This is a genomic window from Pacificibacter sp., from assembly GCF_039769035.1.
Taxonomy (GTDB): Bacteria; Pseudomonadota; Alphaproteobacteria; order Rhodobacterales; family Rhodobacteraceae; genus Celeribacter.
The window spans coordinates 1-11,494 of the sequence record NZ_JBDMZG010000205.1 but is presented as its reverse complement, the minus strand read 5'-3'; the positions used below and the strand labels follow the sequence as shown (position 1 = coordinate 11,494).

Sequence of the window (11,494 nt, the reverse complement as noted above, 5' to 3'; positions counted from 1 at the left end):
TCCGTGGATCGTGATGTGGCTTGTGATCGCTGCGACAATTTTCACTGTCTACTTTGGCTTTGTTCAGTTCCGCTTCTTCAAGCACGCTATTCAGCTTGTGAAAGGGGACTACTCTGACCCTGATGACGCTGGTGAAGTCAGCCACTTCCAAGCGCTTGCAACCGCTCTGTCGGGTACCGTTGGCCTCGGCAACATCGCTGGTGTTGCGGTGGCGGTCGGTATCGGTGGCCCTGGTGCAACATTCTGGATGATCCTTGCGGGTCTGATGGGCATGGCATCAAAGTTCACCGAATGTACGCTTGGCGTGAAATACCGCAACGAATACCCAGACGGCACCGTTTCTGGTGGTCCAATGTACTACATTTCCAAAGGCTTTAACGAGCTTGGACTTCCTGGCGGCAAAATCCTTGCGATCTTGTTCTCTGTGTTCTGTATCTTGGGCGCACTTGGCGGTGGTAACATGTTCCAAGCCAACCAAGCACACGCACAGATTTCTGGCATCGTAGGCGACTACCCAGGCTGGATCACAGGCATCATCTTTGCTGGCGTTGTCTTCGCGGTTATCGTTGGTGGCATCAAATCCATCGCAAACGTCACCGAAAAAGTTGTGCCAATCATGGGCATTCTTTACGTGGGTGCGGCTGCGATCATCTTGATCGTGAACTACGACATGATCGGCTGGGCCTTTGGTCAGATCTTTGCTGGTGCCTTTACGGGTCTTGGCGTTGCTGGCGGTATGGTTGGTGCTTTGATTCAAGGCTTCAAACGCGCTGCGTTCTCGAACGAAGCTGGCGTTGGTTCCGCTGCGATTGCGCACTCTGCTGTGAAAACAAAAGAACCAATCACAGAAGGGTTCGTGTCTTTGCTTGAGCCACTGATCGATACTGTTGTGATCTGTACTATGACTGCTTTGGTCATCGTGATCTCTCAGCAATTGATCATCGACCCTGCAACAGGTGTTTACGCGCTGAACGAAGCTGGCACAGCTATCGCAACTGTCGACGGCAACTCTGGTGTGGCTTTGACATCTGCAGCCTTTGCTTCTGGCATCAGCTGGTTCCCATATGTTTTGGCTGTGGCAGTTGTTCTCTTCGCTTTCTCAACCATGATCTCTTGGTCTTACTACGGTTTGAAAGCTTGGACATACCTGTTCGGCGAAGGCAACACATCTGAGCTCGTGTTCAAAGTTATCTTCTGTATCTTCATCGTGATTGGCGCTGCAGCTTCGCTCGGCCCAGTGATCGACTTCTCAGATGCTGCGATCTTTGCAATGGCTGTTGTGAATATCTTTGCACTCTACTTCTTGATGAAACTGGTTCGCAAAGAGCTTGCTTCATACGCAGATCGTCTAAAATCAGGCGAAATCAAGAAGTTCGAGCACTAACCACACGACCTATAAATGACTGGAACGGCGCAATGTTATATTGCGCCGTTTTGCTTTGAACAGGTGCGCAAACACCTCTCGCAACAAGCAACCGACCAAAAGTATAGAACCTAACAACTGACACCGCGTCGTCGCCAAAGCAACGTTACGCAGGTGTCCACCCACCATAAAGCGGGTCATTGGCATCAATTGGCAAGCGCACCAAGCGGCCCTCGCGCGCAGATGTGTAAAGAGCTGTCACCAGCTCGATGGATCTGCGGCCGTCTTCAAACGTCACCTCGCGCCCACCTGCCCCATTCATTGCATCCGCAACAGCGTCGAGAAACCCCGCAAACCCGCCAAGTGTTTCAGGCACGCTTTGAACAACACGGTCCACGTCACTTTGCAATGTGTCGCCACGCGCGGTGAACGTCCATTTGCCTTGTGCAGGCGCATACGGCAATGACCCACTTTGCGCTGTAAGCCCAGCAAAACAAAGCTTCAACCGTGATGTGTCCGGCGCCGCTCCAAGCGTTACTGAACTGCTCGCCAAGGCACCGTTTTCCATCCGCATTGACACGGTCGCACAGTCTTCAACTTCAATGTCATTCACCAATGTATCAGTCATCGCGCTCACCTGCGCCACAGGTCCGAACAAATTGCACAAAAGATCATGCGCATGAATGGCATGCCCCAGCAGCGCCCCACCGGACTCGCCTTTCCACGTGCCGCGCCATGGCGTGGCGTAGTAATCGCCTTCGCGGTTCCAATGGGTTTCCGCACTCGCCACAAGCGCGCGTCCCGTCAGCCCAGCAGCCTGCAATGCCGCAAGCTGCGCAGTTGCCAACCCATATCGATATTGAAAGACCGGAAACACCTGACAGCCAAACTGATCAATCGCAGCGCGCAACCTGTCCACCTCAGCAAGCGACCGTCCAAGAGGCTTCTCACAAATGACATCCTTGCCCGCTTGAAGCGCCTGAATGGCAATGTCCACATGCAGGTGCGGCGGCAAACAAATGTCGATCAAGTTGATCTCGGGATCAGCCATGACCTCGGCCACATCTGACAGAACTTTGAAGTCCTCACCTGCTTCGCGCAACATCTCGGCGCGTTCCGTGTCCAGATCGCACACAGCAGCCACGTTGAACCGATTTGGAAGTGCGCGAAAACCATCAAGGTGCAACTTCCCGATGCCAGCGCCCAAAATCGCAACATGGATCACTTGAACCGCTCCTCAGCCAGTTCTTGCGCTTGCAGAGCGAGTTCACAAACCTTTAATGCATGCGCCTGAGTCATGGCCGTCTCGGTGCGATTGCGGACGTCCTCAAGAAAGCGTCCAAAGAAAGGCACACCCGCATCCAGCGCGCGCATTTTTTCACATTTATCCCCGTTAACGAGAATGAGATGATCCGTCCCCTCTTCGCCGCCCACATCAACGTATTTGCGCAGTTCGATGTAACCTTCCGTGCCCAAAATTGTCAGGCGACCATCCCCCCAGTTTGGCAAGGCGTCCGGCGTATACCAATCCACGCGAATATAGCCATGACCCGCATCACTGCGCAGGGACATCTCGCCAAAATCTTGCAAGCCCGTGTCGGCTGGATTGGCGTAATTTCCAACATTCGCCATGGTCACTTCGGCGTCGGTCGAACCGGTAAAAAACAGAAACTGATCGACCTGATGACTGGCAATATCGGCAAGGACTCCACCATAAGACTGGCGATCGAAGAACCAATCGGGGCGCGTGGCGCGGTTCAAGCGATGAGGCCCCATACCGACAGTTTGAACGACTTTCCCAATAGCCCCTTCGGCCACCAGTTCAGCCGCACGGGTCGCCGAAGGCACTTGGAATCGTTCTGAAAAGTTGATTGACCAAATTCGGTCCGTTTGCGCCAAACAGGCGCGCACGTCGTTCAACTGCTCTAAGGTTGTGCATCCAGGTTTGTCGCTCAGAACATCTTTGCCAGCGATCATAGACTTGATCGCCCATCCAGCTCTGTCACAAGGCACCCCCGCAAGCAAAATGATATCGATGCTTGGATCATTCAAAAACGTCTCAGCGGATTTTGCTCTTGGAACAGTTGGAAAGCGTTTGATAAACCCCTCCAGCGGCTCGGGCGTACCTTCCGTGTAGAACCCCACGAATTCAGCACCTTCCGCAATCAGATTTTGCGCCATTCCAAAAATGTGCCGATGATCGATGCCAATGGCTGCAAATTTCAACGTGGATGGTTTGACAGCCGATGTCATATGCCGACCTCCTGTTTGGTGCCTGTTCGTGCCGCGCGTAAAATTGCGTCGATCAACGTGTGCGCCGCCATAGCACGTGCGCCACTAACATAAAGTTCCGCTTCGCCGTTTAGCGCGTGGGCAAAATTTTCGATGATGGCTTGATGAGACGCGTGTGAAAACGCCATGGGGTCAGCTCCACCGCCAGTGCCACCGGCCTCGCCAAGCACTTCGCGGGTGCCATCGCGCCATGTCACCGTGAGAACGCCGCCTTCAAGTAGAAGCGACGCAGCGGAAAAGTGCAGCGTGATACTTTCTGCACGACCTGGAAAACTCGCGGTACTCGCAGTGAGCGATCCGACGGCGCCATTGGCAAACTCCAACCCCGCAACCACGAAATCCTCAGCCTCCATATTATGAAGCCGAGACGTTTTTGCCATTGCTGTGACGGCGCGAACGGGTCCCGTCAAACTCAGCCCCAAATCAATCGTGTGGATGGCTTGGCTGATCAAAACGCCGCCCCCGTCACGCGTATAGGTGCCGCGGCCAAGTTCTTCATAATAGTCCTGCGCGCGCCACCACGGAATGTTGAACTCAACCACCCCAAGTTCGCCCAGCTTACCGCCTTTAATAAGGGCGGCAGCCGCCTTAGAGGCATGCTTTGTGCGGTGTTGAAAAACAATGCCCAAGGTCACGCCCGCATCATGGCACATGTCAACAATCGCTTGAGATTCCTCAGCGGTGCGGCCAATCGGTTTTTCCAGAAGAATATGTTTTCCCGCAGCGATTAACGGCTTGATAACTTCAGCGCGTACATTCGGTGGTGTCGCAACGATTGCAAAATCCACATCAGGATCGGAGGCAATCTCGTTGATTGAGTTGTAAACGATGACGTCTTCGCCAGTGCCATCGGAGCATTCTTGCACCAAGGCACGCGCGCTATCGCCACTGCGCGACAAAATTCCCTTGAGCCGCACGACTTCGTTGGCGTCCACACAAGAATTCACATGAGATACTGCGACCATGCCTGCACCAATAAGGGCGACTTCTTTTCTTTGTATCGTCATTTTTGACCTACCCCATTGTCGCGCCCGCACAACGCAACGAAACGCAAGACCTACGATCGCAACAACTATGCAGGCTGTGCAAGGCTCTCTTACTTAATCGGCGGGCCACGCGACCACTATTGCGGAGTCAAACCAGAAAGCACCGACATAATCACAATCAAAATTGGAACCAATACGATCACCAAGTTTACTGGGAACATGAACAACGCCATGGGGAACAGCATTTTCACTGGCAGCGCATTTGCTTTTTCTTCAGCCTTAATAATTCTGAGTTCCCGCATTTCTTTACTAAAGCTTCTCAATGTCTTTGACATACTCGAGCCCAATTCCTCAGATTGCCTAAACAATACCGCGAGTACGCGTGCTTCTTCGAGATCAATTCGCTGGGAAAAGTTTGCAATTGCCTGATGTAATGGAAGACCTGCACGGATTTCCAAACCAATAATACTAAGTTGTACGCCAAAATCAGGCGTTGTTTGCAAGAACTCACGGGTCACACGATCGAGCGCGGCTTCGATACTCAACCCCGCGTCGATGCAAACAAGCAATAGGTCCATAAAGTCTGGAAACAACTTCTTGAACTCACGCAGCCGCCTTTTGCCCATATTCTCTAGAACAGCGGACGTCAGAATGAACGCGCAGCCGCCAAGCGTCAAACCGATGAAAATGACAAGCGATGTCGTTACCTTCGGGAATAATATAGTAAAGAACGCCTGCGTTATCACCAAAATGGCGATAACAACCAATACGCGAATGACCATGAACCACCAAATAGCTGCTGACGACAGAAAGCCAGCCTGTATCAAGCGCATAGGTAAGCTGTTCTTTTGGCCTTCCTGCATCACGCTCAAATAGTAGCGCATTTTGCTATTTTCGGTTCCCAGCGCCTCATCAATTTGCGCGCTGGACAGCGTCCTTGACCTCGCAGGCTGGTCTTCCAAGTTCTTCTTCAGTTCTGCTCGCGATTGTATCGCAGCAAGAATGCCAAATGTTGGGATAAGGACAGCAATAAAAACGGCAATTAAAACAAACGTTTCATTCACGTCAAAACTCCCCACGAATACTTTGAAACCTTAAAAGTCAAAATTGATCAACTTTCGAATAATCATCATGCCAAAGAAAATCATTATCAAGCAGCCCCATACAACATACGCACCATACCCGGTTTCCCAAAGTTGGTCGTAATATGTCGGGACAAGAAATAGGATCATATAGAACAGAAACACAGGAAACAGCATCATGATCCAGGCGGTTATCCGCCCCTCAGCAGAGATTGCTTTGATCTTGGCTCTGATCATCAATCTGTCACGGATCATTTGTGCAAGGTTTTCGAGAATCTCTGAAAGGTTCCCGCCGGTTCCCTTTTGAACGCTGACCGTAACGGCCAGCAAATTGAGTTCGCCTACACCCACCCGATCGATCATATTCAACATCCCCGCATCCAGTTCAGAGCCGAATGTGAGCTGATCAGATAAGATGCCGAATTCGGACCCGATTGGGTCTGGCATTTCACGGGCACACAGCTTGATGGCAGACGTCAACGGGTGACCTGCTTGTAGGCTGCGAACGACAATATCAATCGCTTGCGGTAGTTGCCGTGTGAAAGCAGTCATTCGACGTTGGCGAACGACATAAATAATCATAAACGCGGCCACCACAAGAAACACGAAGCTAAAGCCAACAAGAACATAGGGGTTGTTTGAAACGAACAATGTCCCGATGACAAAACCGGCGATCCAAAGCAGAATTGCATACAGCACGCGTCGTGGAGTGCTGATTTCAAGCGCCGATTGCCCGATCATGGTATTGATCCAGCTCGCTATACTTTGCTCCCTGCGTCGGCCACCAAAGCCGCGACGCATGAGGAGTTCCTTATAGGCTGTATCAGCGCCCTCTGTGTCCCTCAGCGTTTCTAGGCGATTGCGTGTTTCTTTTTTGCGTTTTACACGCGAGCTCAGAAACCGAAAAATTGCGTCGACAAGCACAATTGTTGCAAGGAAAATCGTGCCATAAATGAAAAAAGGGCTCGTAAGCATCTTTAGTTCGCCTTTGATGGATCGAAGTACTCTGAATTGAGGTTAACACCCATTGTCTCAAGATCTTTCAAGAACCTTGGTCGAATTCCAGTGGCGCGATATTCGCCAATGATAGTGCCGTCATCTCGAACGCCGGTGCGCACAAACTTCATAATATCTTGCAACTGAATCACGTCACCTTCCATGCCCGTGATTTCAGAAATCGTAATCACCCTGCGGGACCCATCTCGCAGACGGGATAGCTGCACAATCATGTGAACCGCAGACGCGATCTGATTGCGAATGGCCGTTTGGTTCATCGGCAGATCCGCCATACCAACCATTTGCTCCATGCGGCTCAATGCATCGCGCGACGTATTTGCGTGAACAGTGGACATAGAACCTTCGTGACCGGTGTTCATGGCTTGCAGCATGTCAAACGCTTCACCGCCACGAACCTCGCCCACGATGATGCGATCAGGTCGCATACGCAGTGCGTTTTTGAGCAAATCACGCTGCATAATTTCATTTTTACCGTCAACGGTTGGTGGCCGTGTCTCAAGACGGACGACGTGCGGCTGCTGCAGCTGCAACTCGGCCGCGTCTTCGATGGTCACAAGACGTTCATCTTCAGGAATATATGAAGACAAAGCATTCAACATGGTCGTCTTACCAGACCCAGTACCGCCCGAAACAACGATCGACACTTTCGCTTCAACCGCCGCAGACAAAACGGCTGCCATCCCTTTCGACAGCGCATTCACTTCGACAAGCTTATCAAGAGACATCGGTTTTTTGGAAAATTTACGAATAGAGACCTGCGCGCCATCAATCGCTACGGGCCGTACCGCAACGTTGACACGTGACCCGTCTTGCAGTCGCGCATCAACCAAAGGTGAGCTTTCATCGACACGCCGTCCAACGGACGCCACAATTTTGTTGATGATCCGCATCAAGTGGTCGTCGTCTTTAAACCGAACGGCCGTTTTTTCGATCTTACCACGGCGCTCAACGAACACGGTGTTCGGGCCGACGATAAGAATATCTGCAATAGTGTCATCTTTAAGCAATGGCTCGAGCGGGCCAAGCCCCAACATCTCATCGCTCACTTGAGTGATGAGCTTGTCTAGTTCAGTAGAAGCAACTGGAAAATTTTTATCTTTGACGTAGGCGCGAACGAGTGGGCGAAGCTCCTCATGCAACTCATCATCTTCCATTGTATCGAGAATAGTAAGATTGATTTTGTCTAGAAGGTACCTGTGAAGGTTAACCTGCTCGTCAACGAAATCTAACGCATTGGCCGGCGTTTTAACGGGTTCGACAGGCGCAGAAACTTCACTCTTCGTCTCCACGCTTCCCAAAACAAGCGGTTCCGAAGTGTCCGTCTTGGCTTCAGATCTTTTAAAAAAGCGTCCTGCCATGTTAACTACCTTTACCCATAGATTTTTGAACAACGACTTTCGTGCCGACTGGCACCTGACTGAATAGATTGATCACATCAGCATTTGTAAGCCGAAAACACCCCGAAGTCTCATAGCCACCAACGGTGTCGGCACTGTTTGTGCCATGAATTCGGTACAGTGTATCTGCCTTTCCTGAATACAAATACAACGCACGCGCACCAAGTGGATTATATGGCCCAGCTGGAACGAAAGCCGGAAGCGACGGCTGCCGCGCCCGCATCGCCGCCGGAGGGCGCCATTCCGGCCATTTGACTTTACGCCCAACGTAACTCACACCCGTCCACGTAAAACCATCTCGACCAACCGAAATTTGGTACCGCTCCGCAGTCCCATTGCCCAACGTTCTAAAAAGCAACCGTTCGTCGTTATAGATAAAGATCGTGCCAGCAGCTTGGGTGCTTTCAAACGGAACGACTTTCATCGTTTCTTTGCCATGTGTCCGCGGAACACCCTTATTGCCTGCCTCAGCTGCCCCCGCGACAAAAAACGCGCCTACAAGGCATAAAGCACTGCGACGATTGTATTTGCTGGGGACAACTCGGGTCATGCTGAGCTCTTCTCAGTTAGTATGCCCTTTTTCATATACTTCGTCAGAATCTTCGCAAACTTTGTTCGTGGCGCAACTTCTGTTAACGAAATCCCCCGCTCCAAAGCTTCACTCATCAAAGGTATATTGAGTGGCAAATAGATAATTGGAACCGCTCCTAAAAGTTGCTCTAACTTTTTGCGCCCAATCCGTTGACCAAAAATGCTAGATTGGCATTTGTTGACCAGTACCGTGATTTCCACTTCTTCTTGACGCAAGCGTTTGATCCGCTCAATCAGATTCATCGTGTGTTTCAATGAAGGCGGGTTAAGCTCGGTTACGATTGAGCAGCTATTTATGGCCGTCAGCACGTCATCGCGCCACTCAGTTTCGTAATAGGGAATGTCCAAAAAGGTTTGCGGATGCTCAATCGTTACGGCGTCCAGCATGCGCAAAACAAGCTCATACCCGTTCATTTCAGTATTCAGCTCAGGCCGAAGAAACGAATAGAGGAAAAAGCCTTGTTCATATTTCTTCTGAATTACCTTAATGAATTCTTGGTCGACGCGCTGGGGCGAGTTAGACACAGCTCCCAAATTGTAGTCATTTCGCATATTCAGATACTGACCAGCACTGCCACTTGAAAAATCTAGATCGAAAAGAGCGACAGATTGACGGCGCTTTGCAAGTTGTTTCGAAGCGATACCAGCCATTGCAAGCGCAACAGTGGTCGCACCAGCGCCGCCTGCCGTGGAAATGACGGCATGCACCTTGTGATCAGTTGTCTTGCGCGATCCAATGGATTTTCGAATTGTTGTAATCAATTCCTGAGTGTCAGTGGGTCTGACGAGCCAATCCTGAACCTTTTGGGCCAACAGAAATCTAGCTTGGTTTGCAGGCAATTCATTCGAAATAACAACGATTTGCAAATCTGGGGAATCGGCGCGCAATTGACGAATGGTTTCAGATTCAACTTCTTCGACCGTATCACAGTGGATAATCACAAGATTGGGCAAACCCGTAAGCGGCGCAGACAGTGTATGAAGCGGCTCCGCCAGGCGCGCAGTTATACGCGCTTGCGACTTGATTACGGATTGCAGTTCACCAACATCATGTGAACTACTATCGAACACAAGAACATGGTCATTTTCACTTTGAGTAATTTCGGATTGAATTGTCATTTTTTAACACCCAGACCCACAGGTCGATACATCTTCACTTGTGATTGAAACAGGATTAGAGGGAATTTTAAGACTATTAAGCCCTGGAATAAGTTTCCCAAAAAGTAAGAAATTGAATGAGGCATCATGAAGTTCAACTGTAATTGTTGTCACCGGTCCAAAAGGGCGCCCAACATATCCTAAGCCAGAACGGCGATACGTTACCTTAATCACATCAGCGGACAACAAGGGTGCGACGTCGCACATGCCCGGTACAGATGTTCCAGGCGAACCACAACGGCCATCACTGCCGAAATAGAGACGATCAAAGTTTGCCGTATTGCAAGTCGCTGCGCCCGCGCCACAGCTAACGGATCTAACGCCGTTTGGAACAGGATCACCTTCTAAAAGACCTGCTAAATCACTTTCAAGAGTCAAATAATCGGCATCCGTCACAATAGGTGAAGACACTGCGGCGAGCCGCGCGCCTACTTGCAAAGCTTTAACACTTTGGTTCCATTGAAATACGGCCGTCCCGAATTCAACCATCGCGACAAGAACCAAGATAACGATTGGCATCGAAATCATCGCTTCGACAAGCACTACGCCAGCCTTGTCAGATATTAGCTTTTTAAATTTGGAACCGCTCACCATCCGATGTACCTAGTCGTATATGAATATTGTATGGTGATGCCGCTATCAAAAATTGCATCAAACATTGGTGAACCCAAATATTGAACCTCGCCATGAACCCTAACGATATCTGATCGCTGGGGGGGATTGGGAAGCGTGTTGGGGCTAATAGTGAGCTGAAGCTCAGTATTCCAACCCGGAACACGCAGGGCGGTCCCTGTTTCAGGAGTCCCGTAAAACGCAATATTTCTCGCCCTGTCATTACACATCGCAACGCTTGTGCGACAGCGGCTCCAATACCTTGCAGCGTCGCGCACACCAACTTGAAGTTGTTGACGCTGCCACATCAATTGGCCCATTTCAAGAATTCCAAAGGTCAATATAGTAAGGATTGGAAGAACCAAAAGTGCTTCCACCAGCACGGCACCGCGCCGATCATCTATTAACCTAGGCCCGAAATGCTGTTGCATGTCTTTCTTTCAACTAACCCTCTAGCAATCTCCTCAAACCCGAAAACGCCTCGCGTCACCCACCTGCGCCAACAGGGCTGATGTAGGCGTTTGCGGGACGTGGGTCGATTTGTTGCATCACAGAATTTCGATAGACAGCATCACCGGCACGAAACGACACGGTGTCCCAGTTGTTCTCATAATCTGCGCACCCCGCAACAAGGGATGCACAGGAGATGACGATACTTATAAACCCAATCTTTTTACTTTTTAATGATGCCATCTTCGAACTCCAATTCAATTATGTGGCCATAAGGCCCTGGCGCGCCGCGACCTTCTCGGAAGCGGGTTAGAAGTTGATTGTCAACTTCAAGCATCCCTAGCAGGAACAACTCTACGTCGTTGCTTGGGACAGTCTCATCTAGCGGCGAAGCCAGTTGCGTATCAGGCGTTGCTGGCTGAACGAGACGTGGTGTTACAAGAATAACGAGTGTCTGACGTCAGCGCCTATGGGTCCAAATAGTCGTATTTGCTAAGAGAGTGTTTCTGGCTCATCGTAACCACCAAGGAGTGGAAGATGAGACAG

11 protein-coding genes are annotated in these 11,494 nt (G+C 50.6%); 1 reads left to right on the top strand and 10 read right to left on the bottom strand.

Going from position 1 to position 11,494, the window contains the following annotated elements; genetic code table 11:
* On the top strand, window positions 1-1,384 hold a 1,384-nt coding region (locus tag ABF287_RS16540; RefSeq protein ID WP_347186102.1), incomplete at its 5' end, for an alanine/glycine:cation symporter family protein.
* A gap of 145 nt (window positions 1,385-1,529) precedes the next feature.
* On the opposite strand, the gene ABF287_RS16535 is transcribed toward ABF287_RS16540, so the two are convergent.
* The 10 genes from ABF287_RS16535 to ABF287_RS16490 form a co-directional block, all read right to left on the bottom strand.
* Entirely contained in the window at window positions 1,530-2,588 is a 1,059-nt protein-coding gene (locus tag ABF287_RS16535; RefSeq protein ID WP_347186101.1) for a Gfo/Idh/MocA family oxidoreductase, read from the bottom strand.
* The gene (locus ABF287_RS16530; protein ID WP_347186100.1) at window positions 2,585-3,616 is read right to left on the bottom strand and encodes a Gfo/Idh/MocA family oxidoreductase; all 1,032 of its coding nucleotides are present in this window, start codon (window positions 3,614-3,616) and stop codon (window positions 2,585-2,587) included. The genes ABF287_RS16535 and ABF287_RS16530 overlap by 4 nt, the downstream gene beginning before the upstream one ends.
* Complete coding sequence (locus tag ABF287_RS16525; RefSeq protein ID WP_347186099.1) at window positions 3,613-4,662, bottom strand: Gfo/Idh/MocA family oxidoreductase; 1,050 nt, start codon at window positions 4,660-4,662, stop codon at window positions 3,613-3,615. Before ABF287_RS16525 ends, ABF287_RS16530 begins: the two co-directional genes overlap by 4 nt.
* A gap of 116 nt (window positions 4,663-4,778) precedes the next feature.
* The gene (locus tag ABF287_RS16520; RefSeq protein WP_347186098.1) at window positions 4,779-5,705 is read right to left on the bottom strand and encodes a type II secretion system F family protein; all 927 of its coding nucleotides are present in this window, start codon (window positions 5,703-5,705) and stop codon (window positions 4,779-4,781) included.
* A gap of 30 nt (window positions 5,706-5,735) precedes the next feature.
* Window positions 5,736-6,698, bottom strand: a complete 963-nt coding sequence (locus ABF287_RS16515; RefSeq protein ID WP_347186097.1) for a type II secretion system F family protein — start codon at window positions 6,696-6,698, stop codon at window positions 5,736-5,738.
* 2 nt (window positions 6,699-6,700) lie between these two features.
* Window positions 6,701-8,098 carry a CpaF family protein gene (locus ABF287_RS16510; RefSeq protein ID WP_347186096.1) on the bottom strand — a complete coding sequence of 466 codons (1,398 nt, stop codon included), beginning with the start codon at window positions 8,096-8,098 and terminating at the stop codon, window positions 6,701-6,703.
* A 1-nt stretch (window position 8,099) separates the two neighbouring features.
* Window positions 8,100-8,687, bottom strand: a complete 588-nt coding sequence (locus tag ABF287_RS16505) for a L,D-transpeptidase (RefSeq protein ID WP_347186095.1) — start codon at window positions 8,685-8,687, stop codon at window positions 8,100-8,102.
* A complete protein-coding gene (locus ABF287_RS16500) occupies window positions 8,684-9,847 on the bottom strand; it encodes a hypothetical protein (protein WP_347186094.1) in 1,164 nt (387 codons plus the stop codon). The genes ABF287_RS16505 and ABF287_RS16500 overlap by 4 nt, the downstream gene beginning before the upstream one ends.
* 3 nt (window positions 9,848-9,850) lie before the next feature.
* Window positions 9,851-10,480 (bottom strand): TadE family protein, encoded by a 630-nt coding sequence (locus ABF287_RS16495; protein WP_347186093.1) that lies wholly within the window; start codon window positions 10,478-10,480, stop codon window positions 9,851-9,853.
* A 504-nt stretch (window positions 10,481-10,984) separates the two neighbouring features.
* Window positions 10,985-11,191, bottom strand: coding sequence for a hypothetical protein (locus ABF287_RS16490; RefSeq protein WP_347186092.1), 207 nt, complete (start codon window positions 11,189-11,191; stop codon window positions 10,985-10,987).
* Between the last annotated feature and the right edge of the window lie 303 nt (window positions 11,192-11,494).

Coding starts and splice junctions, on each gene's coding strand:
- ABF287_RS16490 (WP_347186092.1), bottom strand. CDS start 11,191: ATGGCATCATTAAAAAGTAAAAAGATTGGGTTTATAAGTATCGTCATC.
- ABF287_RS16500 (WP_347186094.1), bottom strand. CDS start 9,847: ATGACAATTCAATCCGAAATTACTCAAAGTGAAAATGACCATGTTCTT.
- ABF287_RS16510 (WP_347186096.1), bottom strand. CDS start 8,098: ATGGCAGGACGCTTTTTTAAAAGATCTGAAGCCAAGACGGACACTTCG.
- ABF287_RS16530 (WP_347186100.1), bottom strand. CDS start 3,616: ATGACATCGGCTGTCAAACCATCCACGTTGAAATTTGCAGCCATTGGC.
- ABF287_RS16525 (WP_347186099.1), bottom strand. CDS start 4,662: ATGACGATACAAAGAAAAGAAGTCGCCCTTATTGGTGCAGGCATGGTC.
- ABF287_RS16495 (WP_347186093.1), bottom strand. CDS start 10,480: ATGGTGAGCGGTTCCAAATTTAAAAAGCTAATATCTGACAAGGCTGGC.
- ABF287_RS16515 (WP_347186097.1), bottom strand. CDS start 6,698: ATGCTTACGAGCCCTTTTTTCATTTATGGCACGATTTTCCTTGCAACA.
- ABF287_RS16505 (WP_347186095.1), bottom strand. CDS start 8,687: ATGACCCGAGTTGTCCCCAGCAAATACAATCGTCGCAGTGCTTTATGC.